Source organism: Pseudomonas sp. GV085, from assembly GCF_003050925.1.
In the GTDB taxonomy this organism is placed as follows: domain Bacteria; phylum Pseudomonadota; class Gammaproteobacteria; order Pseudomonadales; family Pseudomonadaceae; genus Aquipseudomonas.
Genome location: NZ_QAOV01000005.1, coordinates 404,594 through 428,405, shown reverse-complemented (window position 1 = coordinate 428,405; position 23,812 = coordinate 404,594). Strand labels below are relative to the sequence as shown.

Genomic DNA, 23,812 nt, shown 5'->3' with positions numbered 1-23,812 from the left:
TTTTGGCGCCTGTGCGCCGAAGGTCATGTAAAAGTGGTCAATTCTAGCGCTTTAACATCGCGCGTATATCCGCCAATGCGTTGTTGCCGCGCACGGCTTTGACTTCGGTCGGTGTGTCGTCGTTACCTTCCCAGGCCAGATCGTCCGGCGGCAGCTCATCGAGGAAACGGCTCGGCGCGCAATCGATGATCTCGCCGTACTGCTTGCGCTTGGCGGCGAAGGTGAAGGCCAGGGTCTGGCGCGCGCGGGTAATGCCCACGTAGGCCAGACGACGTTCTTCTTCGATGGTGTCAGCTTCGATGCTGGAGCGGTGCGGGAGGATTTCCTCTTCCATGCCCATGATGAACACGTAGGGGAATTCCAGGCCCTTGGAGGCATGCAAGGTCATCATCTGCACGCCTTCGGCGCCGTCTTCCTCTTCCTGCTGACGCTCCAGCATGTCGCGCAGCACGAGTTTGCCGATGGCGTCCTCGACGGTCATCTCGCCTTCTTCGTCTTTCTCCAGGGTGTTCTTCAACGCTTCGATCAGGAACCAGACGTTACCCATGCGGTAGTCGGCGGCCTTGTCGCTGGAGCTGTTGGTGCGCAGCCAGTTTTCATAGTCGATGTCCATGACCATGCTGCGCAGGGCCGAGATCGGGTCTTCGCCGGCGCACTGCTCGCGCACCCTGTCCATGAAGCGTTTGAAGCGCGACAGACGATCGGTGAAGCGCGAGTCCAGATGCTCGCCCAAACCCATTTCGTCGGTGGCGGCGTACATCGATATCTTGCGCTCGGTGGCGTAGTTGCCCAGCTTCTCCAGCGTGGTCGAGCCGATCTCGCGGCGCGGAACGTTGATCACCCGCAGGAAGGCGTTGTCGTCGTCCGGGTTCACGATCAGGCGGAAGTAGGCCATCAGGTCTTTTACTTCCTGACGTCCGAAAAAGCTGTTGCCGCCAGACAGGCGATACGGCACCTGATGATGCTGCAACTTCAGCTCGATCAGCTTGGCCTGGTAGTTGCCGCGATAGAGGATCGCGAAATCGCTGTACGGACGGTCGGTGCGCAAGTGCAGGCTGAGGATTTCCATGGCCACGCGCTCGGCCTCGGCGTCCTCGTTGCGGCAGCGGATCACGCGGATCTCGTCGCCGTGACCCATTTCACTCCATAGCTGCTTTTCGAACTCGTGGGGGTTGTTCGAAATCAGCACGTTGGCGCAACGCAGGATGCGGCTGGTGGAGCGGTAATTCTGCTCCAGCATCACCACTTTCAAGGACGGGTAATCTTCCTTGAGCAACATCAGGTTTTCCGGGCGGGCACCACGCCAGGCGTAGATCGACTGGTCGTCGTCACCTACTACGGTGAACTGGTTGCGTTTGCCGATGAGCATTTTCACCAGCAGGTACTGGCTGGCGTTGGTGTCCTGGTATTCATCGACCAGCAGGTAGCGCACCTTGTTCTGCCACTTTTCCAGGATGTCGGCGTGCTCTTCGAACAGCTTCACCGGCAGCAGGATCAGGTCGTCGAAGTCCACTGCGTTGAACGCCTTGAGCGTGCGCTGATAGTGGGTGTAGACGATGGCGGCAGTCTGCTCCTTGGGATTACGCGCGTTTTCCAGGGCCTGGGCCGGCAGGATCAGGTCGTTTTTCCAGGCGCCAATCATGTTCTTGATCTCGTCGACGCCGTCGTCGCCCGAGTATTCCTTCTGCATGATGTCGGTCATCAGGGCTTTGACGTCAGTCTCGTCGAAGATCGAGAAGCCCGGTTTGTAGCCCAGCCGCACGTGTTCCTTGCGGATGATGTTCAGGCCCAGGTTGTGGAACGTGCAGACCGTCAACCCACGACCTTCACCGGCACGCAGCAGAGTGCCAACCCGTTCCTTCATCTCGCGGGCAGCCTTGTTGGTAAAGGTCATGGCGACGATGTACTGGGCGCGAATGCCGCAGTTCTGGATCAGGTGCGCGATTTTGCGCGTGATCACGCTGGTCTTGCCGGAGCCGGCGCCGGCGAGCACCAAAAGAGGGCCGCCGACGTAGCTCACGGCTTCTTGCTGCCGGGGATTGAGTCGGGACATAGGTAAATTCAGGAGTCAGTCACAAAATGGGCCGGCATTTTAACAGGCTCAGCGAATTGTGCTGCTCTGTCCGACTTGTGACGTACCACGCTATCTGTAATTGCCGGTTTTGTTACTTTCACGCAGGATGCGTAATGAATTTGCGGCTAATGTTCGTAATTCCAGATGCAAAGGGCCCGATTTGATAACTGATGTCATTGTCATTAGTCATCGGAACGGCATAATGCCCGTCGCCTACATCTTTGCAGAGTCTAGGGAGCTAGCTTGTCTACGCCTGTCGAACCCTTGCGTTTGCTGCTACTGGCTGAAGAGCCAGCGTGGGCAGCGTTGTTGCGCGAGTGTCTGGCTCCTATGGGGAACTCGGCCGTGCTCATCAGTGCGCCGAGTTGGGAGTCGGTCAGCAGCCTGTTCGATGACAACCGCAGCGCGGTGTTATTGACCATCCCGCAACTTCAACCGGCGCCGGGCCGTTGCAGCCTGCCGACGGTGTTGCTGCTCGACCATGAGCCGCTGACCCCGCCCGACGGTGTGAGTGACTGGCTGGTGCGCGATATGCTCGATACCGGCATGTTGCGCCGCTGCCTGCGTCATGTGCGCGAGCGTGGCGTCCTGGAAAACACTCTGCAACGCCTGGCCGAGCAAGATCCGCTCACGGGTATCGCCAATCGCCAGGGCTTCCAGACCCTGCTGACCGCGCGGCTGGCGGAAAACGACGGGCGCGGCCTGGCCCTCGGTCATCTCGACCTCGACAACTTTCGTTATGCCAACGATGCCCTTGGCCATCAGGCCGGTGACCGTTTGATTCTGCAAGTGGTGGCGCGGCTCAAGAACCAGCTCGAGGCCGGCGATCAACTGGCACGCCTGGGCAGCGATGAATTCGCTTTGCTGATCGACACCCGTCGCGCTCCCCAGCGTGCCGAGTGGATGGCCGAACGCATCAGCGAAGCATTGGCCGAGCCTTATTGGGTCGACGGCGAAAGCCTGCTGATCGGTTCCAGCCTGGGCATAGCCTACGCCCGGGCCCAGACCGATGCGGATCCGCTGATGTGGCATGCACATATCGCCATGCAGCAGGCCAAAAGCACCCAGGGCTGCACCTTTCACATTTTCAACGAACGCATCAACCGCAATGCCCGCAGCATCGCCGACCTCGAAACCGAGCTGCGCCGGGCACTGCGCCGCGATGAGCTGGAGCTGCACTACCAGCCACGGCTGAACCTCGCAGACGGGCAAATCGTCGGCCTCGAAGCCCTGGTGCGCTGGCGCCATGCCGAGCGCGGCTTGCTAGCACCGAGCGAATTCGTTCCGCTGGCTGAGCAAAGCGGTCTGATCGTGCCGCTGGGCTACTGGGTGATTTCCCGGGCCTTGCGCGACATGCAGGCGCTGCTTGAGCTGGGTTTGCCGCCGTTGCACATGGCAATCAACCTGTCGTTCCGGCAGTTCCAGGACAGTCAGTTGCTTTCGACCCTGAGTCGCCTGATTGCCGAGCGTGGCGTCGAGGCGCAGTGGCTGGAATTCGAACTGACCGAAACCGCGGTGATGCGCCGCAGCGATCTGGTCAAGCAGACCATGGACGCTCTAGGGCGTCTCGGTGTGCGCTTCTCCCTCGACGACTTCGGCACCGGTTTCTCGTCCTTCGTGCACCTCAACAGCCTGCCGATCACCTTGCTGAAGATCGACAAGAGCTTTGTCGGCGGCATGGAACAGCGTGAGGAAAACCGCAAGCTGGTCCACGCGATGATCAACCTGGCGCACAACCTCAACCTTGAGGTGGTCGCCGAAGGTGTGGAAACGCCGGAGCAACTGGATCTGCTGCGCGGGTTTGAATGCGATCAAGTGCAGGGATATTTGATCAGCAAGCCATTGCCGTTGGCTGAGCTGGTGGAGTATCTGATGTTTGGCAGCAATCAGCAGTCGATGCTGGAAATCGTGAGTTAAAAACCCCACGACCCCCTGTAGGAGTGAGCCTGCTCGCGATGAGGCCAGGTCAGTCAACATTCATGTCGGCTGATAGTTCGCTATCGCGAGCAGGCTCACTCCTACAAGGGATATGAGTCTGTCTGAGCGACCTCGAAGCGCTGCTCTGACGTCGTGTCCCGCTTGATCATCCGCTTCATCTTCCATTCAAACCCCAGCGTCAGGCTCACCGCCGCGCACGCCAGCCCCAGCGCCAGGCCCCACCAGACACCCGTTGGCCCCCAGTCCAGGTGGAACGCCATCCACCACGCTGCCGGTGCGCCAATCAACCAATAGCAACCCAGGCCGACGAGGAAAGTGGTCTTGGCATCCTTGAGTCCGCGAATGCAGCCCATGGCAATGGTTTGCACGCCGTCGAACAGCTCGAACCAGGCGGCCACCGCCAACAGGCTCACGGCAAGGTTGATGACATCGCGAAACGCCGGGTCGTTGTGGTCGAGAAACAAACCGACCAACTGGTTTGGCAGCAACCAGAAGACCATGGCGAAACACAGCATCGCCGCCGCCCCGAACGCAATGCCGACTCGCCCGGCCAGCCGCGCCCCCAGCAGTTGCCCGGCGCCGTAGTGCTGGCCGATGCGCATGGTGATGGCATAAGAAATACCCGCCGGGACCATGAACGCCACCGAGACGATTTGCAGGGCGATCTGGTGCGCGCCCAGTTGTGTGCTGCCCATGGTGCCCATGCACAACGCGGCGAAGGCAAACAACCCGACTTCCACCGCGTAAGTGCCGCCAATCGGCAGGCCCAGGCGCCACAGTTCCTTCAGGTACTGGCGGTTCAGTCGCGACAGGCCCTGACGCAGCGGATAGGCCTCATAAGCCGGATGCCGCCGAATGTGCCACGCCAGCGCAAGTGCCATCAGGTTGGCGACAATAGCCGTGACCAGGCCAATGCCGACCAGCCCCAGTTTCGGCAGACCAAACATGCCGGTGATCAGCGCGTAATTGAGCACAAAGTTAGCCACCGTCCCGCCCAGGCTAATGACCATCACCGGCGTCGCACGGCCAATGGCGCTGGTGAACCCGCGCAGGGCCATGAAGCTCAGGTAGCCGGGCAGGGCGAACGGCAGGAAGATCAAAAACTGCCCGGCCATCTGGACGTTGCTTTCGGTCTGGCCGAACAGCAGCAGCACTGGTTTGAGGTTCCACAGCAGCAAACCGGCGGCCAGCGCCATCAGCCATGCCAGCCACAACCCGGCCTGGGTCAGCCGGGTAGCCCCGACAATATCGCCGGCACCCTGACGGATCGCCACCAGTGTGCCGACCGCCGCGATCACGCCGATGCAGAAGATCGACACGAACGAATAGGTCGCCGCACCGAGCCCACCACCGGCCAGCGCCTCGGGACTCAGGCGCGCCATCATCAGTGTGTCGGTGAGGACCATCAGCATGTGCGCCAACTGCGAGGCAATCAGCGGCCCCGCCAGCCGCAGAATGGCCCGGAGTTCAGTACGTGCTGGATGCTGCATGATCATCACGCTCGATTGTCAGAGAAAACAGGAAGCGTCGATTCTCGGCGCTCTGCGGGGTTTGCACAAAGGGATAAAAAGGATGGGTGGCATGATTAAAACTCATGTGAGAGAGTTTCCGATAAGTTGAAGCAATCGCGCTGTAGGAGCTTTCCTGATGTCCCGTCGTCTTCCTCCCTTGTATGCCCTTCGAGCATTCGAAGCGGCGGCACGGCATAGCTCGTTTACTCGCGCCGCCGAAGAACTGTCGATCACTCAAAGTGCAGTCAGCCGACACATTCGTACGCTCGAAGAGCATTTCGCCTGTCGGTTGTTTCATCGCAGCGGGCGCAACCTGCAACTGACCGAGTCGGCGCGGCTGATCCTGCCCGGCATACGCGAAGGCTTCACTGCCCTTGAGCGTGCCTGCAATACCTTGCGCGCCGAGGACGACATCCTGCGCATGAAAGCCCCGTCGACCCTGACCATGCGTTGGCTGTTGGCGCGGCTCAGTCGTTTCCGGCACCTGCGACCGGGGAACGAAGTGCAATTGACCAGCGCCTGGATGGACATCGATACGGTGGACTTCAACCACGAACCCTTTGACTGCGCTGTCATCCTCAGCAATGGGCATTTTCCACCGGACTGGGAGTCAACTTTCCTGTTCCCCGAAGAGCTGATTCCGGTGGGCGCGCCGAATCTTCTGAAGGATCAACCGTGGGACGTTGCGCGTCTGGCCAGTGCCGAGCTGTTGCATCCGACACCGGACCGCCGTGACTGGCGCAACTGGCTGGAGCGCATGGGCCTGACCGATCGAGTCTCGCTCAAGGGCGGGCAAGTGTTCGATACGCTGGAGCTGGGCATGATCGCTGCCGCTCGAGGTTACGGCGTGTCCATGGGCGATTTGCTGATGGTGGCGGAGGATGTTGCGCAGGGACGTCTGAGTTTGCCGTGGCCGACCGCCGTCGCCAGTGGTGAGAGTTATTACCTGGTCTGGCCGAAAACCCGCCCCGGCGGTGAGCGTTTGCGTCGCCTCAGCGATTTCCTGCAAGGCGAGGTCCGGGCCATGGAGTTACCGGATGTCGAGCGCCTGGGCTGAATTGATGGGGTCGACTCAAATCCCGTTTGTCCCACATCTGCGGGTCAATTGTCTTTCTTGGCATTTGCCACCGGTGTCTCGACTTTTCTGCTTGCTGAAACGTTTCTTCAGGTCTATAAAAATGGCACAACTCCAAGAAAGGCTATTGCCATGACCCCACTCAAACTCTTCGTTGCCCTCAGCGCACTGTCCGCTGCCTCCCAAGCCCTGGCCTGGGATTACGTCCTGCTCGACACCGACAAAGCCGCCCAGAACTGGCAAATCACCAGCCAGCAGCTCGGCGTAAAAACCGGCAAACCTTTCAGCGTGACCCTGCGCACCTTGCACGGCGGTCGGCAGGAAGGTGTCAGCATCGTCGACATCGATAACGGCACGATGAAACTTTCGGTAGTTCCAACTCGCGGCATGAACGTCCTGCAGGCCTCGGTCGGTAACGTGCGCATGGGTTGGGATTCGCCAGTCAAGGAAGTGGTCAATCCGTCCTTCATCGAGCTCAACGGCCGTGGTGGCCTGGGCTGGCTGGAAGGCTTCAATGAACTGGTCACCCGCTGCGGCTACGAATGGGTCGGCCACCCCGGCATCGACAATGGCGAACTGCTGACCCTGCACGGTCGCGCTGCCAATATCCCGGCCAACAAAGTCACCCTGCACATCGATGAAAAACCGCCGTATGCCATTAGCCTGCGCGGCGAGCTGAAAGAGCAGGCTTTCAAGAAAGTCGACTTCTCGGTCGCGACCGAACTGGTCACCGAGCCCGGCAGCGTAGCGTTCGCCCTCAACGACACCCTGACCAACAACGGCGACTATCCGAAGGAATACCAGGCGCTGTATCACAGCAACTTCAGCACCCCATTCCTGGAGCAGGGCGCCCGCTTCGCCGCGCCGGTGAAACAGGTGTCGCCGTTCAACGATAAAGCCAAAAGCGATTTGCCAGACTGGCAAACCTATCGCGCACCGACCAAGGACTACGACGAAACGGTTTACAACGTAGTGCCGTACGCCGATGCCAAGGGCGATACATTGACCGTCCTGCATAACAAGGCCGGCAGCCTGGGCGTCTCGGTCGGTTTCAACACTCAAACACTGCCAGTGTTCTCCCTGTGGAAAAACACCGATACCCAAGGGCAGGGCTATGTCACGGGGCTGGAGCCAGGCACGAGTTTTTCCTACAACCGCCGGTATCAGCGGCCACTGAACCTGGTGCCGACGATTGCGCCCAAGGAGCAGAAGCAGTTCCGTATCAGCTACAGCTTGCTGGCGGATAAGGCGGCTGTGGATAAGGCTTTGAAGCAGGTGAGCGAGATTCAAGGTGGGCGGGAGACTGAGGTGCGGCAGACACCGTTGGTTGACCTTACCAAGGGTTGATTTTCGCCATCTTTTCGAAAAGCCGCTTATTGGTCGAAAAAAACTTACAAATTTGAGCTACTGGCTTGTTGGCCGATATTGCAGCGCTTCGGCCAAGTGCTCGCGTCTGATCTCATCGACTTGTTCAAGGTCCGCAAGAGTGCGCGCTACTTTGAGCAGTCGATGGGCCGCTCGCAGTGACAAGGTCAGTCGTTCACACGCCGTCTCCAGCCAGGTTTCGTCTGTTGTGGATAACTTGCAGTGTCTGCGCAGGCTCGGCAAGTCGAGAAAGGCATTGGCACAGCCTTGGCGCTTTTGTTGCCGTTCTCGTGCATTGGCAACCAACTCGGCGGCGGTGGCAGTGTCGTCACCGGGTTTTAACGCAGGATTTAACGCCGTGGCTTCGCGAGCAACCGTCAGGTGCAGATCAATACGATCCAGCAGTGGCCCCGACAATTTGTTGCGATAGCGCTGAACCATGTCCGGTGTGCAGGAGCAACGGCCGCTCGGTTCACCAAGATATCCACAGGGGCAGGGATTCATCGCGGCGACCAGTTGAAAGCGCGCCGGGAAGCGTACGCGGTCCTTGGCGCGGGAAATCACGATGTGACCGGATTCGAGTGGCTCTCTCAGTACCTCCAGTACCTTGCGATCAAATTCCGGGAGTTCATCAAGGAACAGCACGCCATGGTGAGCGAGGGTGATTTCACCGGGTTGCGGTTTCGAACCGCCGCCCACCAGTGCCGGTCCTGAGGCGGAATGGTGTGGTTGTCGGAAGGGGCGCTGTGGCCAATGGCTCAGTGGCACACAACTGGCGACGGATTGAATCGCTGCGACTTCCAGTGCTTCGTTCTCGGCCAGGGGTGGCAGCAGCCCTGGCAATCGGCTCGCCAATAGCGTCTTGCCTGTGCCCGGTGGCCCGCTGAACAGCAGGTTATGTGCACCCGCTGCCGCAATCAGCAGTGCGCGTTTGGCTGCCATTTGCCCCTGAACTTCGTTCAAGTCGGGATAGGGTTTGCTGGCGTGGAGCAAACCATTGGAAACGTAAGGCTCGATGGGTGTGTGCCCATTGAAATGCGCCACTGCCTGCAGCAGATGGTCCACTGCGATGACCTTCAACCCCGACGCCAGGCAGGCCTCCTCGGCATTCGCCTGCGGCACCATCAACCAGCGCCTGGCCTTGCGCGCCGCCAATGCCGCCGGCAGCACCCCGCGGACCGGTCGCACTGCACCGGAAAGCGCCAGCTCCCCCAGGCACTCCACGTCATCCAGTGTCAGCGTCGGCACCTGTACGCTGGCCGAGAGAATCCCCAGGGCAATCGCCAGGTCGAACCGCCCGCCATCCTTGGGCAAATCCGCCGGGGCCAGATTCAAGGTGATGCGTCGCGCCGGAAATTGCAGCCCGGAATTGATGATCGCACTGCGCACCCGGTCCTTGCTTTCCTTCACTGCCGCCTCGGGCAGGCCGACCATGGTCAGCGATGGCAAACCATTGGCCAAGTGGACTTCAACGGTGACGGCTGGCGCCTCCACGCCGACCTGGGCGCGGCTGTGTACGATGGAGAGGGACATGGTCGTTCCTTGAGCTAAACGGGGGCCGCTTCCTGCGGGTTTTTGAAGGGTAGACGGGGATAGGGAATTGATGGAGTGGTTATGCGGGCAAACTTTCACGGGATATTACGGTTACGAACCAGGGCGCCACCGGCCAACCAACCACTTGGCTCAAGTTCTTTACCACACGCGAAGCCGACTTCAATAAAACGTCGTTGATTGGCCGATAAATTTCCAGCCAAACGACGTGCTTCCGCGTGAAACTCAGCAATTTGTAATAGCTTCGCCATTCGCTTTTTTGGGCTCATGCACACCTTATCTATCGAAGATCAAGGAAAGAAGCGTAGAGGAACGGGTGCGAGTCAATAAATCAGGCCGGAGCGCCGCTTTTTGTAGGACCCTGCCGAGAAAGATGAAGGACGTCTGTGAAAGAGCGTGGATGGTCTTGCCGGATGAAGGTTGCTGCTTATGATCTCGCTGAATGCAGCCTTGGGAGGCGTGAATGAACAGGAATGGGATGCGCCCGATTCATCCTGGCGAAATTCTCCGCGAGGAGTTTTTGAAGCCGCTGGGCGTTACAACCGATGCTCTGGCTCGCTCGTTGAACGAGCCGGAGGCGGAAATAAGCGATGTTGTGAATCGGCGGAGCGGTGTCAGTGTTGGTCTGGCGCAAAAGCTATCCATCAACCTGAACACCACGCCCGAGTTCTGGCTGAATCTGCAATCGACCTACGAGTTGCGCTCAGCCCAGATCGAGCGTGGTTGAACACTAAATATTCAAAGCGACTGCAAGACGAGTGAAGCCCGCTTCCACCACGGTTTTACCGGGCGTCTTGTCTGCTCCCGCTCTGTCATCATCTGCGGCACATCCTGCAACCGAATCCACGGCTGGTTGTTCCAGTGCAGCAGGCTCAACGACATTTCCGGCCAGTTCAGCAGGCTCAGAATCGGGCGTTCGGTTGTGGTTGGTAGCTGGGAATCTCTGAGGGCGGGGACGACTTCGTGGGTGAGCCATTCACGCAGGGCTCTGTATTCGGGGCAGTAGTGATAGACCAGCAAGGCGTAGACACCGGATTCGCTGATCAGCAGGGTGTTTTCGATGTGTCCGTGGAATAGGGTTTTAGCGGTTTGGTATTGGTCGGGGTCGAGTTTTCGGACTTGGCGGTCGTTGAGGTAGATGCGTAGCAGTCGCCCTAGGTCGCGGGCGCTGAACCAGGGTTGGTTTTGTATTAGGAGAGCGTGGAGGTGGAGTTTGTGGCGGGTGAAGACGTGAGGTATTAGATAATTTTTGTCCATCGAGCAGTACCCAAATTCGCATGAAGGAAACTGCCGCTGATCGTCGCCAAACGAAAAGGGTGGCAGCTGTGCGCGGGTTGGCGAACCGGTGCATGCGAAAACCGGCAGACCCGAAGGTCTCCCACGCCCAGCCGCCATAATTCGAGAAGGGAATAATGCCCAGTATCGAACGTGGTTGCGATGCGTCACATGCTATCCGGGTCGCCAAACCCAGTGCTGAATATTCAGCCGAGATGAGCTTAGGAACCGGGGCTTAGCGACGCAATCGGACGGCGGTGTGATGTTTGTAGGACGTTGCCGGGATTGTTGCGGGGCTGAAGATCAAAAGATCGCAGCCTTCGGCAGCTCCTACAGGTGAAGTGCAAGGTCGTTCCGACCTTCAATCGCGAGCAGGCTCGCTCCCACAGGGGGACTGCATTTCACATCAGAATTTATTCGGTCGGTGGATTGAGCTTCGCTTCCAGCTCGGCGACTTTCGCTTCAAGGCTCTCCAGCCGAGCCCGGGTGCGCGCCAACACAACCATCTGACTATCGAATTCTTCCCGGCTCACCAGGTCCAGTTTGCTGAAGCCGCTCTGCAGCAGCATTTTGAACTGGCTTTCTATTTCAGCTTTCGGCAGAGGCGTGTCGCCGCTGAAAAGGCGGGAGGCGGTGCCGGTGAGGGCGTCGAGGAAGTCTTTTGGCGCGAGCATGGGCAATGTCCTGGAAACAATGCCGGGCAGTGTATCACGCAGTGTCTATAGTCATTTGCGCGGGCAAGGGATGCACGCTTTTCGCGCATGGGGACGGACGGTGTCGCACCGTTGTTGTGCGTATCGCGTCGAGTGTTGTTGCGAAGTAGCAGTCATCTGCGGGTAAAGGCTTGAAAACGATAGTTTTTGTGGAGATGGCAAGCTTTCTGCTTAGACCCTGATGACCCATGCACTGATGCAGTCCCTGTGACGAACGCAGTGCGCCAAGCGAAGCGGGGGAGTGTTTCGTGAGGGGCGTCGGACGGGCAGGTAAGGGCCGACGATGCGTTACAAAGACAGGCACTGCGCTTAGACTTGAGTCGGGTTTGTTTTCCTGGGGCAAGTCCACCAATTCGGGAGAGAGTTTTCATGAAGCTAGTCACTGCCATCATCAAGCCGTTCAAGCTGGACGACGTACGCGAGTCGCTGTCCGAGATCGGCGTGCAGGGCATTACCGTCACTGAAGTCAAAGGCTTTGGTCGGCAGAAGGGTCACACCGAGCTGTATCGCGGCGCGGAATACGTGGTCGATTTCCTGCCCAAGGTGAAGATCGATGTGGCCATCGACGACAAGGATCTGGACCGGGTAATCGAGGCCATCACCAAGGCTGCCAACACCGGCAAGATCGGTGACGGCAAGATCTTCGTGGTCAATCTGGAACAGGCGATTCGCATCCGTACCGGCGAAACCGATACCGACGCTATCTAAGCCGCCACAAACCCAACGCCCCAGGAGAAAACAATATGACTCTGCGTAAATTCGCAGGGCTAGGAGCCCTGTTGTCCATCGTAATGCCCAGCCTTGCCTTGGCGGCAGACGAAGTGGCGGCACCCGTCCTCAACTCCGGCGATACCGCCTGGATGATGACCTCTACAGCCTTGGTGCTGTTCATGACCATTCCTGGCCTCGCGCTGTTCTACGGCGGCATGGTTCGGTCGAAAAACATTCTTTCCGTGATGATGCAGTGCTTCGCCATTACCGGTCTGATCAGCATCCTGTGGGTCATTTATGGCTACAGCATCGCGTTCGACACCACGGGCATGGAGCAGGGCGTCGTCAACTTCAACTCGTTCGTCGGCGGCATGGGCAAGGCATTCCTCGCCGGCATCACGCCAGCCAGCCTGACCGGGCCTGCGGCGCTGTTCCCTGAGGCGGTGTTCGTCACCTTCCAGATGACTTTCGCGATCATCACCCCGGCATTGATCGTCGGCGCTTTCGCCGAGCGGATGAAGTTCTCCGCGATGCTGGTTTTCATGGGCGTGTGGTTCACCCTGGTTTACGCGCCAATTGCGCACATGGTCTGGTCCGGTAACGGCGGCCTGTTGTGGGACTGGGGTGTTCTGGACTTCGCCGGTGGCACGGTGGTGCACATCAACGCCGGTGTGGCCGGTCTGGTTGCCTGCCTGGTGCTGGGCAAGCGTAAAGGTTTTCCGACCACGCCGATGGCGCCGCACAACCTCGGTTACACCTTGATGGGCGCGGCCATGCTGTGGGTCGGCTGGTTCGGTTTCAACGCCGGTTCCGCCGCTGCGGCCAACGGCACCGCCGGCATGGCAATGCTGGTGACGCAAATCGCTACCGCCGCTGCGGCGCTGGGCTGGATGTTTGCCGAGTGGGTCACCCACGGCAAACCTAGCGCACTGGGTATCGCTTCGGGCGTGGTTGCCGGTCTGGTGGCAATCACCCCGGCTGCTGGCACCGTTGGCCCGATGGGCGCGCTGGTGATCGGTCTGGCGGCTGGCGTGGTGTGCTTCTTCTGCGCGACAACCCTGAAACGCAAACTCGGCTACGACGACTCCCTGGATGCCTTCGGCGTACACGGTATTGGCGGTATCCTCGGCGCAATCCTGACTGGTGTGTTCGCTGCGCCGTCCCTGGGCGGCTTCGGCACCGTCACCGACATCGCCGCACAAGTGTGGATTCAGTGCAAAGGCGTGGGCTTCACGGTGATCTACACCGCGATCGCTACATTCATCATCCTCAAGGTGCTGGATGCGGTCATGGGCCTGCGCATCAGTGAAGAAGAAGAAGCGGTCGGCATCGATCTGGCGCTTCACAACGAACGCGGCTACAACTTGTAAGCAAGCGCATAAAAAACCTGCCCGGCTTGCCGGGCATTTTTTTGTCTGGAATTTGTCATTGAAAGCTGAGCTGAAAGGTTTTTTCCTACAGGTTTTGCGATGTTTGCACCGGGTGTTTTTGTGCGGTCGAAGGCTTACAGGATTGAAGGAGTATTAGGGCCTTTGTTTTTTCCCAGAGCGCGCTAGAATGCGCCCCGAACGTGCGGAGAACTGTATGTGGCAACAGACTCTGATTACCTTGCGGGCGAGGCCCCGGGGCTTTCATCTGGTAACGGACGAGTTACTCGCCGGCCTTCCTGAACTCAAGGCGTGTCGTGTCGGTCTGTTGCATTTGTGGCTGCAGCATACCTCGGCGTCGTTGACCATCAACGAGAACGCCGATCCGGCGGTACGTCGCGACTTCGAACGATTTTTCAATCGTCTGATCCCACAAGGAAAAGACGGCTATGAGCATAACGACGAAGGCCTGGACGACCTCCCGGCGCACTTCAAGGCCAGCGTGCTTGGCTGTCAGCTCAGTTTGCCGATTTCGGCAGGCCGGCTGGCGTTGGGGACCTGGCAAGGCGTTTACCTGGGCGAGCACCGTGATCATGGCGGTGCCCGTAAAGTCCTCGCCACCGTGCACGGTGAAGAGGCATAGCCGCTGGTCAGCAGCGGCTGTTGATTTTTTTCCGGCAGCCTTCGACAGAGGGCAAAGCTGGGCTATAACTAATCTGCTTTTCGCAAGTCATGAGGTAGAACATGAGCGACGATGATCTGGAAAACGACGACCTCGAAGTAGGCGACGACGAAACCGAAGAAGGTCTGGAAGCAGCGGCGGAAGACGTCGCTGAAGACGACGGCGGTGATGCGCCGGTTCCGACCGCCAAAGGCAAAGCCAAGGCAGCGGTATCGGTCGATGAACTACCGAGTGTCGAAGCCAAGAACAAGGAACGCGATGCTCTCGCGCGGGCCATGGAGGAGTTTTTGGCCAAGGGCGGCAAGGTGCAGGAAGTGGAGGCCAATGTGGTCGCCGATCCGCCCAAGAAGCCTGATAACAAGTACGGCAGCCGGCCTATCTGAGCCTGCTACCCGCTTGCTGGAAAAGCCCGCCGTCGCCGCGGGCTTTTTCATGCCTCATGGAAAAGCAAAAGATCGCAGCCTTCGGCAGCTCCTACAGGTATACGCAAATTTCTGTAGGAGCTGCCGAAGGTTGCGATCTTTGTGAAATCACCTCGAAACTAAAGGGTATTCCACCGCGCCAGCAATGCCGGCAAATCAGTCAGGCTGCGAATCTCCGCATCCGGCAAGCGATCGGCTTCCCAGACCTTGCCCGCCGGATTGAACCAGATCGCCCGCATTCCCGCCTGTTGCGCACCGGCAATGTCATCGCCCGGATGATCGCCAATGTGCACCGCCGTTTCAGCGGTCGCGCCACCGCGCTGCAAGGCCTCCTGGAACAGTCGCGCATCGGGTTTTGCGATGCCGATGTCTTCGGCACACAACGCAAACTTGAAGTAGTCCGCCAGCCCCAGCCGACGCACATCGGCATTGCCATTGGTGACCACGCCGAGGGCGTAATGGTTGGCGAGGATTTCCAGGGTCGGTTCGACCTCCGGAAACACATCGATCTGATGGCGAGCATGCAGAAACACTTCAAAACTCTTGTCCGCCAGATCCGACGCCTCGTCATGCCCGTAACCGGACTCTTCCAGCGCATGGAACAGCACCCGCCGACGCAGGGCGCTGATACGGTGCTTGAGGCTTGGCTCGTTGCTTAATATACGCTCGCGAATAGCCCACAGATGCTCCACCGGCACTGCCCCAAGGTTGGGCGCGTGCTCGGTCAGCCATTCACGCAAAACGGTTTCGGCGCTGGCGATCACGGGGGCGGTGTCCCACAGGGTGTCGTCGAGGTCGAAGGTGATCAATTGAATACTCATGAATCGTCGCCTTTCATGCGTTTGGCCCGTGGGTGGGCGCTGTCGTAGACCGCTGCAAGATGCTGGAAGTCCAGGTGGGTGTAGATCTGCGTGGTCTTGATGTCCGAGTGGCCGAGCAGTTCCTGCACCGCGCGCAGGTCCTGGGAGGACTCCAGTAAATGGCTGGCGAAGGAGTGCCGCAGCATGTGCGGATGCAGGTTTTGCCCCAATTCGCGTTCGCCGGCAGCCTTGACCCGCACCTGGATCGCCCGCGGACCGAGACGGCGACCTTGTTGGCTGACAAACACCGCATCGTCCGCCGGATTGGCCATGGCCCGCAATGGCAGCCACTGTTCCAAGGCTTCGCGGGCCTTTTTTCCTACCGGCAGCAGACGGGTCTTGCTGCCTTTGCCGAGTACCTGGACCATACCGTCAGCCAGGTCGAGCTGGTCGAGATTGAGCCCCGTCAGCTCCGACAGACGCAGCCCGGAGGAGTAGAACAACTCCAGAATCGCCTGGTCCCGACGTGCCAGAAAGTCATCTTCAACCCCGCCTTCAAGCAGTTGCAGGGCGCGGTCGGTGTCGAGGGTTTTCGGCAGGCGGCGTTCGCCTTTCGGCGGCGCAAGACCATTGGCCGGATCGTGGTCGCACAGACCTTCGCGGTTCAGGTAATGATAGAGCCCGCGAACGGCAGACAGCAATCGCGCCAGGCTGCGGGACGATTGGCCCTGGGCGTGCAAGCGGGCAATCAGGCTGCGCAGGCGCTGGATGTCCAGCGCCGCCCAGCTGCCGATGTTCTGTTTGACGCACCAGCCCAGCACTTTATCGAGGTCGCGGCGGTAGGCCGATAGCGTGTGCGGCGACACCTGCCGCTCACTGCGCAGGTGTTCGCAGTAAGCGTCCAGTTGCCGTTCCATGTTCAGCGTACCGAGCGCAGGGAGTTGTTGACCCGTGGCAGCACGCGACCCATGACTTCAGCGATGTAGCTCAGGAACAGGGTGCCCACCGAGCTTTTGTAGTGCTGCGGATCACGGCTGGCGATGGCCAGGATGCCGTGGATACCTTGGTGACTGATGACAACGACCGCGGTGGAGCCAATCTGCTTGCGCTGTTCTTCACCGAACAGGAAATCCAGTTCGTGCTCGCGCAGGCTGCCGCTGACGCTTTTGTCTTCCGAGAGCAGGCCGCCAATGGCCACTTGTGCTTCGACGTGGGTGACCCAGCGGCCGACCGGCATGGCGTTGTCGCCAAGCAGGATGAGGCTGACGAAGGGCACCTGGAACTCCTGACGCAGGCTGTCTTCGACGCACATCACCACGTCTTCCAGGCTGGCGGCATCCATCAACGCCAGGATCAGGCGACGGGTCTTGTCGAACAGCCGGTCGTTGTCCCGGGCCACGTCCATCAAATGCGACAGGCGATGACGCAGTTCAATGTTGCGGTCGCGCAGGATCGTCATCTGACGTTCCACCAGCGACACGGTATCGCCGCGTCGATGGGGAATACGCAGGGACGGGAGCAGTTCTTCGTGCTCGACGAAGAAGTCCGGATGAGCCTCCAGGTACGCGGCAACAGCCGCCGCCTCCAGGCTTTCGGACGGTGATTCGTCAGCTTGTCGTGCGGGTACCTGGGGCTTGTCGGTCATGGATTTCGCTCACTCAAAGACGCACTTGTCCTTCATATACGCGCACTGCCGGGCCGGTCATCATCACCGGTTGGCCAGGGCCTGCCCATTCGATGGACAAGCGCCCGCCAGGCAGATCGATCAATAGCGGCGAATCCATCCACCCCTGGCTGATCGCGGCCACTGCGGCGGCACAGGCGCCGGTTCCGCAGGCCTGGGTTTCCCCGGCTCCACGCTCCCAGACGCGCAACTGCGCGCGGCTCCGGTCGATGACCTGGAGAAAACCGACATTGACCCGTGCCGGGAAGCGCGGGTGATGTTCGATTTTCGGCCCCAGTTCATGCACCGGCGCATTGTTGATATCGCTGACCCGCAGCACGGCATGGGGGTTGCCCATGGACACGGCAGCCAGATCAACCGGGGTGCCGTCGACATCGACCTGATAACTCTTGGCCTGCTCCGGCGCATGGAACGGAATATCCGCAGGCACCAGGCGCGGGGCGCCCATGTTGACGCTGATCTGGCCGTCGTTTCGCACGTCCAGTTCGATGACGCCGCTTTTGGTCTCGACGCGGATCTGCCGTTTTGCGGTCAGGCGCTTGTCCAGTACGAAGCGAGCGAAGCAGCGCGCACCGTTACCGCACTGTTCCACTTCGGAACCGTCGGAGTTGAAGATCCGATAGCGGAAGTCCACGTCCGGGTTACTCGGCGCCTCGACGATCAGCAACTGGTCGAAACCGATGCCGGTGTGCCGGTCACCCCATTGTTTGGCGTGCTTGGGCAGAATATGTGCGTGCTGGCTGACCAGGTCGAGGACCATGAAGTCATTGCCCAGGCCGTGCATCTTGGTAAAACGCAGCAGCATGGTTTTACTCCGGCAGCAGGCTTTCGCCAGCAAACAACTCGGCTACCGTCTCACGGCGACGCACTTCAAATGCCTGATCACCGTCCACCAACACTTCAGCGGTACGGCCGCGGGTGTTGTAGTTGGAGCTCATGACAAACCCGTAGGCACCGGCCGAATGCACGGCCAGCAGGTCGCCTTCTTCCAGTGCAAGTTGACGATCCTTGGCCAGGAAGTCGCCGGTCTCGCAGATCGGGCCGACGATGTCGTAGGCACGAGCAGCAGAGGCGCGCGGGCGCACGGCAGTGACGTCCATCCAGGCTTGATACAGCGCCGGGCGGATCAGGTCGTTCATGGCGGCGTCGACGATGGCGAAGTCTTTGTGCTCGGTGTGCTTGAGGTACTCGACCTGGGTCAGCAGCACGCCAGCGTTGGCCACGATGAAGCGGCCCGGCTCGAACACCAGCGCCAGGTCACGACCGTCGAGACGCTCGCGCACGGCCTTGATGTAGTCGGCAGCCAGTGGCGGCTCCTCGTCCTTGTATCGCACGCCCAGGCCACCACCGAGATCGATGTGGCGCAGGTAGATGCCACAATCGCCGAGGCGGTCGACCAGGCCCAGCAGGCGGTCGAGAGCGTCGATGAACGGAGGCAGGGTGGTCAGTTGCGAGCCGATGTGGCAATCGACGCCGACCACTTCCAGGTTCGGCAGTTGCGCGGCACGTACGTACACGTCTTCGGCGTCGGCGATGGCGATGCCGAACTTGTTCTCTTTGAGACCGGTGGAAATGTACGGGTGGGTGCCGGCATCGACGTCCGGGTTCACGCGCAGCGAAATCGGCGCGCGAACGCCCAGTTCGGCGGCGACCACTTGCAGGCGTTCCAGCTCGTCGGTGGATTCGACGTTGAAGCAGTGCACGCCGACTTCCAGGGCGCGACGCATGTCGTCACGGGTCTTGCCGACACCGGAGAACACGATCTTGTCGGCGCTGCCGCCAGCGGCCAGTACGCGTTCCAGTTCGCCACGGGAGACGATGTCGAAACCTGCGCCCAGACGCGCCAGGACATTCAGTACGCCCAGGTTGGAGTTGGCCTTTACAGCAAAGCACACCAGGTGCGGCATGCCGGCCAGTGCATCGGCGTAAGCCAGGTATTGGGCTTCGATGTGTGCACGGGAGTAAACGTAGGTCGGTGTACCAAAGCGCTCGGCGATGGCAGACAGGGCAACACCTTCCGCGAACAGTTCACCGTCACGGTAGTTAAAAGCGTCCATGAGGTTCCCTTATTATTGGTAGACGTCGTGCTTGTGTGCTTTGGAAGCAGGCTGCTGCTGCGACGACTTGGCTTGCTCGACAGGGTCCTGGTCTTCATCGGGCAGGTACAGCGGGCCTTTTTGACCGCAGGCCGACACAAGACAGGCAACCGCGAGGAGCGCAGCAAGGGAAGAGATCAGGCGCTTCATGGCGAAATCCTTGAAAATGCATTAATTGCGCCGGAGTATACCGGCCACCCGGCAGCTTGCCTATGCAACGGACCGCCCGTCCGGCGGGGCTTGTCCCTCCTCCTCCCTTCAAGTCCTACCATACAAACGAGCCTGCTCGCGAAGGCGTCGTGTCAGTCGACATCAATGTTGAATGTCAGTCCGCATTCGCGAGCAGGCTCGCTCCCACAGATGGCCACTTGGTCGTTATCCTTTGCAATCGACAGGGCTCGGTCGTATCTTGCGGCGCTTGAGCCTGATCAGACACTTTTTGAGGTTGCCGTAATGAGTTTGTCCGAAGCGCGTTTCCATGACCTGGTCGATGCCACCCAGCAAACCCTGGAGGACATCTTTGACGACAGCGACCTGGACATCGACCTCGAAAGCTCGGCCGGTGTGCTGACCGTCAAGTTCGAAAACGGTAGCCAGTTGATCTTCAGTCGCCAGGAGCCGCTGCGTCAACTGTGGCTGGCAGCGGTTTCCGGCGGTTTCCACTTCGACTACGACGAAGAAAGCGAGCGCTGGATGTGCGACAAGAGTGAAGAGCAGTTGGGTGAAATGCTCGAGCGTATCGTCAAGCAACAGGCCAGTGTCGAGCTCGATTTCGAAGGCCTGTGAGATCGTGACCCAGCCTGCGCCTGTCCGTGCGCCCAAGCCGCTCTACAGCAATGTCAGCCCGGCAGTGCCGTCGCCGTGCAGCGGAGTTTGCCGGCTGGATGAGCAGAAAGTCTGTCTGGGCTGCTTCCGCCATGTCGAAGATATTCGTGAGTGGCGTTCGGCCGATGACGATCGTCGGCGCGTGATTTGCGCGCAGGCTTCGAATCGCAAGGCTGGCGCTCTGTAGGAGCTGCCGAAGGCTGCGATCTTTTGGCAGCTCTGAAGATTGCCGAAGAGCAAGATCAAAAGATCGCAGCCAGCGGCAGCTCCTACGCCGCCGTGTGGCGGCTTGTATATTTTTTGAGCTGTGATAGTGTCCAGAAACACCTCATCCCACCGAGGCTTGTGAAAACCCCGCCTTTTTCTGGCGGGGTTTTGCTTTTTTCGTGCAGAAGAAAGGAGTCTGCCCAGATCATGACCGCACCTTCCATCACCCTTACTCGTCTGGACGTCCAGCGTCTGGAGCGTCTGATCGATAGCCTGGACGAGACGCTGCCGGGCGTTATTGCGCTGCAAACCGAACTGGATCGCGCCGATACCGTGGTCGGCCACGATGAAGTGCCGGCGGATGTCGTGACGATGAATTCTCGTGTGCATTGCCGTGAAGAAGGCAGTGGCAAGGACTATCACCTGACACTGGTGTACCCCAAGGATGCGAACGCCGACGAAGGCAAGGTCTCGATCCTGGCGCCGGTGGGCAGCGCGCTGCTCGGCCTGAAGGTTGGCCAGCATATCGATTGGCCGGCTCCGGGCGGCAAGACCCTGAAACTGACGCTGCTGGAAGTCGAATCGCAGCCGGCCAATGGCGGCGCGTTCCCGGAGTGACTTCCCTCAGACCTGATCGAGCGCCTCATTCAATGCGTGCTCCAGGTCAGCCTTATAGCGCAGGTACAGATGGGTGGAACTCTGACCTTCGCCCAGCAGGCCTGACAGGTCGAGGTCTGTGATGTAGCAGCGGTAGCGTTCGGTCTCACGGCGCTGCCCGACGATTTCCCGGGCGACCACGCTGAACAGCTGGTCGCCATGCTCCAACTCGGAAAACTCCCGTTGATTGCAATACAGCGTGACCTGCACCTGACCCGGTGCGGCTTTGCCGATGATCGCCTGCACGTCGTAGAACGCCTTGTTCACCGGTGTCTGCGGTGCCGGCCGGGCTTCGATACGGCGCGCCCGGCCAGGGCCTGACGGCAGCAACTGGCAATACAGGGTGTCGAGGTTCAAGGGGCGGGCAGCATCCATTGGCAACAGGGTATCGCGACGGTACTGGATCGATTGCAGGAAACGCTGTAGCGGCACCAGCAGGCTTTGCTCGTCGTGCCAGGGCAGGCGTTGCTGCCACAGGGCATTGAGTTCATCGAGCACGTACAGATCGGCCTGATTTTCGTTGACCCGATAGAACACTTGTATGCAGTCCGGCTGGCCCGTCGGCAGGAACAGCGCGAGGTCGTGGTCTTCCAGTGCCTTCGGGTCCAGGTGCAACGGGCTGTAGCTGGCCATTTCCTCGCCCAGGTAATCGACCAGCGCCGGTAGAGTGGCCAGTGCGACGTGCTGGACCTGGCCCGGCACCAACTCCAGCACGTGGTAGTGCTGCTGGACCTGGATCAGGTAGCGATGATTGAGCCGGCTCAACAGCAGGTTCTGCGCGGTATCGAGGATTTCTTCCACTCGTTGGGCGATGAACTGCGCGCGGTTATGGCAGAAGCAACGTACCCGCAGCTTCGGCTGATGTGGCCCGGCCGGCAGGTTGTTGAGGTAATCGCGGATGCACTCGAGCAGGGCGTGGGGGCCGTCGTAGCGACCGACCAGCACTTCATTCCAGCTGTTGAGCGTGACCTGGTCCAGGGTCAGCACCAGGTTTTCCCGGACGCCGGCGTAGCTCAGGGAATCGGTGCGCTCGGTCGTCATCAGGATGTTCAGGTCGCGATGGTGCTTGAGCGGATCGATGCCGACATTCACCAGAATCAGCACTTCACTCGGCACGCTGGCGCGCAGCAGCGGTTCTTCGGCGACGGTGGGCAAGGGCAGGGCGATGGTCTGTTGCAGGCTGCCAAGCAAGTTGAACAGTTCGAATTCGCTCAAGTCGCTGGTACCGGGGTGCAGGGCCAGGCGGGTACTGCTGTCGATCACTCCGTTACGGTGACACCAGGTCAGCAGTTCCAGCAAGTGGCGGCTGCGTTTGATCGGCGCGAAATGTTCCCACTCCAGCGCCGTCAGGTTGCCGTTGTACAGGCGCCACTGGCTTTGCCCCGGTTCTTTCCTGTTCGGTGCGTGCACCAGCGTCAGGGTGTCTTCAGCCAGGTCCGGGGCGATACCGGGGTTGATGAGCTCGACTTTGCCGGCCTTGCGCTCGAACGCGGCGTACAGGCGACGGCCGAGGACACTCAGGTCGCGTTTGTTGATGCGGCTGACCGTTTGTTCGTGACGGGCAAACTGGGTGAGGAAGCGGTAGCTGTAGTTCAGCTCATTGACCAGCGCCCGCCGCTCGGAGCTGACCTGGCGGACTTTCCACTGACTGCGGCTATCGAGCAGGGCCAGTTGGCGCTGGTCCCAGTGCCATTCGCGGGCCAGGCGCTCGAGCAAAGAGCGTTGCCAGCTGTGGGTGCGGCTGCTGCCGGTGAGTTTGCGATTGACCTTCAGGTACAGCGCGCGACGCACCAGCTCCAGCCGTTCCGGTTCGTTGCGGGCGACCAGGTATTCCTCGATGCGCCGGTACACCACGACATACGGGTCCAGTTCGTCGAGGTCGAGCCGGTTGGCGAATACCGCTTGTTTGAAGCGCAGGCTCAGGCAATGAACCCTTGGGTGTTCACTGGCGTAAACCTCAGTCAGCAACAGCTTGAGTACCGACTTGTAGGGTGACTCGATGCCCTTGAACAACTGCCAGAGCCCGGCGCCGATAAATTCACCGGGCGGGATGAAGGCCAGATTGCCGAGGTCGAGGGTTTCATCGGTGCGGATGAAGCGTTTGGAGATCAAGGTATGGGTGTAGCGGTCGTAGCTCGACTCTTCGTAGACCGGCACCAGCCACCAGATCGGTGTACGTCCGGCCAGCCAGATCGCAGTGCGGTAAAACTCGTCCAGCAACAGGTAGTGCTGGGTGGTGCCACAATCTTCCGAACTCAGCTGGGTATCGCGCTCGCCCCGGACGAAACGGGTCGGGTCGATCAGAAAGAAGTGCGCCTCGGCACCCTGGCTGGCGGCCCAGATTTCCAGCAACTGGCATTTTTTGTGCAGTTCGGCGAGTTCGTTCTCGGTCAGGTCCGGCCCATGGCAGACCCACACATCCATGTCGCTCTGGTCGGCCTGAGCCAGGGTGCCGAGGCTGCCCATCAGGAACAGTCCGTGAATCGGCCGGGGCGGGTTGCTGCCGTGGCGCGGTTTGTAGGAAAACGATCGGGTCAGGCGCTGGGCTTCAGCGAGGACATTGGCATCCGGTTCGAAATTCGACAGCCCGGCCGGCGTACTGCCGCATACGTAGCCGGGCAACAGCGGATGGTTCACGTGGAAAAACAACGGCAGCAAGGTCAGGACCCCTTGCTGGCGGGTCGACAACCCTTCCATGGCACGAGCCATGCGTCCTTCGTTGAGTTTCAGAAAGCGTGCGCGCAACTGGCTGAGAACCTTGCGGTCGATTCCCTCGTCCAGATCGGGGCGGATTTCATGGTTGCGGGTCATTTCAGCTCAAACCGGCTCGCAGGGCTCGGACGTGGGGCTCTTCGGATG

24 protein-coding genes are annotated in these 23,812 nt (G+C 60.0%); 11 read left to right on the top strand and 13 right to left on the bottom strand.

The features are described from left to right. Nucleotides 1-43: 43 nt before the first annotated feature. Entirely contained in the window at nucleotides 44-2,053 is a 2,010-nt protein-coding gene (gene rep / locus C8K63_RS13840; RefSeq protein ID WP_108217218.1) for a DNA helicase Rep, read from the bottom strand. 264 nt (nucleotides 2,054-2,317) lie between these two features. Here rep and C8K63_RS13835 point away from each other — a divergent pair, with 264 nt between their 5' ends. Continuing rightward, nucleotides 2,318-3,991, top strand: a complete 1,674-nt coding sequence (locus C8K63_RS13835; protein WP_108217217.1) for a bifunctional diguanylate cyclase/phosphodiesterase — start codon at nucleotides 2,318-2,320, stop codon at nucleotides 3,989-3,991. A 101-nt stretch (nucleotides 3,992-4,092) separates the two neighbouring features. On the opposite strand, the gene C8K63_RS13830 is transcribed toward C8K63_RS13835, so the two are convergent. Then, complete coding sequence (locus tag C8K63_RS13830; protein WP_108217216.1) at nucleotides 4,093-5,502, bottom strand: NorM family multidrug efflux MATE transporter; 1,410 nt, start codon at nucleotides 5,500-5,502, stop codon at nucleotides 4,093-4,095. A 157-nt stretch (nucleotides 5,503-5,659) separates the two neighbouring features. On the opposite strand from C8K63_RS13830, the gene C8K63_RS13825 reads away from it, so the two are divergent. Further along, complete coding sequence (locus C8K63_RS13825) at nucleotides 5,660-6,580, top strand: LysR substrate-binding domain-containing protein (protein ID WP_108217215.1); 921 nt, start codon at nucleotides 5,660-5,662, stop codon at nucleotides 6,578-6,580. Nucleotides 6,581-6,730: 150 nt separating this feature from the next. After that, nucleotides 6,731-7,945, top strand: coding sequence for an aldose 1-epimerase family protein (locus C8K63_RS13820; protein WP_108217214.1), 1,215 nt, complete (start codon nucleotides 6,731-6,733; stop codon nucleotides 7,943-7,945). A gap of 57 nt (nucleotides 7,946-8,002) precedes the next feature. On the opposite strand, the gene C8K63_RS13815 is transcribed toward C8K63_RS13820, so the two are convergent. Both C8K63_RS13815 and C8K63_RS13810 read right to left on the bottom strand, forming a co-directional pair. Continuing rightward, a complete protein-coding gene (locus C8K63_RS13815) occupies nucleotides 8,003-9,496 on the bottom strand; it encodes a YifB family Mg chelatase-like AAA ATPase (protein WP_108217213.1) in 1,494 nt (497 codons plus the stop codon). A 95-nt stretch (nucleotides 9,497-9,591) separates the two neighbouring features. Next, nucleotides 9,592-9,783 (bottom strand): hypothetical protein, encoded by a 192-nt coding sequence (locus C8K63_RS13810; protein ID WP_108217212.1) that lies wholly within the window; start codon nucleotides 9,781-9,783, stop codon nucleotides 9,592-9,594. 194 nt (nucleotides 9,784-9,977) lie between these two features. Here C8K63_RS13810 and C8K63_RS13805 point away from each other — a divergent pair, with 194 nt between their 5' ends. Next, a complete protein-coding gene (locus C8K63_RS13805; RefSeq protein WP_108217211.1) occupies nucleotides 9,978-10,241 on the top strand; it encodes a HigA family addiction module antitoxin in 264 nt (87 codons plus the stop codon). A gap of 11 nt (nucleotides 10,242-10,252) precedes the next feature. On the opposite strand, the gene C8K63_RS13800 is transcribed toward C8K63_RS13805, so the two are convergent. Both C8K63_RS13800 and C8K63_RS13795 read right to left on the bottom strand, forming a co-directional pair. Continuing rightward, on the bottom strand, nucleotides 10,253-10,771 hold the full coding sequence (locus C8K63_RS13800; RefSeq protein WP_108217210.1) for a Bro-N domain-containing protein: 519 nt from the start codon (nucleotides 10,769-10,771) through the stop codon (nucleotides 10,253-10,255). 431 nt (nucleotides 10,772-11,202) lie between these two features. Next, on the bottom strand, nucleotides 11,203-11,463 hold the full coding sequence (locus C8K63_RS13795; RefSeq protein WP_046038993.1) for an accessory factor UbiK family protein: 261 nt from the start codon (nucleotides 11,461-11,463) through the stop codon (nucleotides 11,203-11,205). A 408-nt stretch (nucleotides 11,464-11,871) separates the two neighbouring features. Between C8K63_RS13795 and glnK the strand changes: the two genes are divergently transcribed. The 4 genes from glnK (at nucleotide 11,872) to sutA (ending at nucleotide 14,645) form a co-directional block, all read left to right on the top strand. After that, the gene (gene glnK / locus C8K63_RS13790) at nucleotides 11,872-12,210 is read left to right on the top strand and encodes a P-II family nitrogen regulator (RefSeq protein ID WP_002555808.1); all 339 of its coding nucleotides are present in this window, start codon (nucleotides 11,872-11,874) and stop codon (nucleotides 12,208-12,210) included. A 35-nt stretch (nucleotides 12,211-12,245) separates the two neighbouring features. Continuing rightward, nucleotides 12,246-13,583: an ammonium transporter gene (locus tag C8K63_RS13785; protein WP_108217209.1), complete on the top strand. Its 1,338-nt coding sequence runs from the start codon at nucleotides 12,246-12,248 to the stop codon at nucleotides 13,581-13,583. A 214-nt stretch (nucleotides 13,584-13,797) separates the two neighbouring features. Further along, nucleotides 13,798-14,223, top strand: a complete 426-nt coding sequence (locus tag C8K63_RS13780; protein WP_108217208.1) for a secondary thiamine-phosphate synthase enzyme YjbQ — start codon at nucleotides 13,798-13,800, stop codon at nucleotides 14,221-14,223. Between the two features lie 101 nt (nucleotides 14,224-14,324). Beyond that, nucleotides 14,325-14,645 (top strand): transcriptional regulator SutA, encoded by a 321-nt coding sequence (gene sutA / locus C8K63_RS13775; RefSeq protein WP_108217207.1) that lies wholly within the window; start codon nucleotides 14,325-14,327, stop codon nucleotides 14,643-14,645. Nucleotides 14,646-14,803: 158 nt separating this feature from the next. Here the strand turns inward: sutA and C8K63_RS13770 are convergent, their stop codons facing one another. The 6 genes from C8K63_RS13770 to C8K63_RS13745 are packed head-to-tail and all read right to left on the bottom strand — an operon-like array spanning nucleotide 14,804 to nucleotide 19,414. After that, complete coding sequence (locus tag C8K63_RS13770; RefSeq protein ID WP_108217206.1) at nucleotides 14,804-15,505, bottom strand: HAD family hydrolase; 702 nt, start codon at nucleotides 15,503-15,505, stop codon at nucleotides 14,804-14,806. Continuing rightward, entirely contained in the window at nucleotides 15,502-16,401 is a 900-nt protein-coding gene (gene xerC / locus C8K63_RS13765) for a tyrosine recombinase XerC (protein WP_008015515.1), read from the bottom strand. The genes C8K63_RS13770 and xerC overlap by 4 nt, the downstream gene beginning before the upstream one ends. 2 nt (nucleotides 16,402-16,403) lie before the next feature. Further along, the gene (locus tag C8K63_RS13760; RefSeq protein WP_108217205.1) at nucleotides 16,404-17,129 is read right to left on the bottom strand and encodes a DUF484 family protein; all 726 of its coding nucleotides are present in this window, start codon (nucleotides 17,127-17,129) and stop codon (nucleotides 16,404-16,406) included. A gap of 13 nt (nucleotides 17,130-17,142) precedes the next feature. Then, nucleotides 17,143-17,973, bottom strand: a complete 831-nt coding sequence (dapF, locus tag C8K63_RS13755; RefSeq protein WP_108217204.1) for a diaminopimelate epimerase — start codon at nucleotides 17,971-17,973, stop codon at nucleotides 17,143-17,145. A gap of 4 nt (nucleotides 17,974-17,977) precedes the next feature. Continuing rightward, nucleotides 17,978-19,225, bottom strand: a complete 1,248-nt coding sequence (lysA, locus tag C8K63_RS13750; RefSeq protein ID WP_108217203.1) for a diaminopimelate decarboxylase — start codon at nucleotides 19,223-19,225, stop codon at nucleotides 17,978-17,980. A 12-nt stretch (nucleotides 19,226-19,237) separates the two neighbouring features. Then, nucleotides 19,238-19,414, bottom strand: a complete 177-nt coding sequence (locus C8K63_RS13745; RefSeq protein WP_007980804.1) for a lipoprotein — start codon at nucleotides 19,412-19,414, stop codon at nucleotides 19,238-19,240. Nucleotides 19,415-19,717: 303 nt separating this feature from the next. Here C8K63_RS13745 and cyaY point away from each other — a divergent pair, with 303 nt between their 5' ends. The 3 genes from cyaY to rnk all read left to right on the top strand — a co-directional run bounded on the left by cyaY (nucleotide 19,718) and on the right by rnk (nucleotide 20,914). Beyond that, on the top strand, nucleotides 19,718-20,050 hold the full coding sequence (gene cyaY, locus C8K63_RS13740; RefSeq protein ID WP_108217202.1) for an iron donor protein CyaY: 333 nt from the start codon (nucleotides 19,718-19,720) through the stop codon (nucleotides 20,048-20,050). A gap of 4 nt (nucleotides 20,051-20,054) precedes the next feature. Then, entirely contained in the window at nucleotides 20,055-20,276 is a 222-nt protein-coding gene (locus C8K63_RS13735; protein ID WP_108217201.1) for a DUF1289 domain-containing protein, read from the top strand. A 227-nt stretch (nucleotides 20,277-20,503) separates the two neighbouring features. Continuing rightward, nucleotides 20,504-20,914 (top strand): nucleoside diphosphate kinase regulator, encoded by a 411-nt coding sequence (gene rnk / locus C8K63_RS13730; protein WP_007992229.1) that lies wholly within the window; start codon nucleotides 20,504-20,506, stop codon nucleotides 20,912-20,914. Nucleotides 20,915-20,920: 6 nt separating this feature from the next. On the opposite strand, the gene C8K63_RS13725 is transcribed toward rnk, so the two are convergent. Continuing rightward, nucleotides 20,921-23,764 (bottom strand): class I adenylate cyclase, encoded by a 2,844-nt coding sequence (locus C8K63_RS13725; RefSeq protein WP_108217200.1) that lies wholly within the window; start codon nucleotides 23,762-23,764, stop codon nucleotides 20,921-20,923. Between the last annotated feature and the right edge of the window lie 48 nt (nucleotides 23,765-23,812).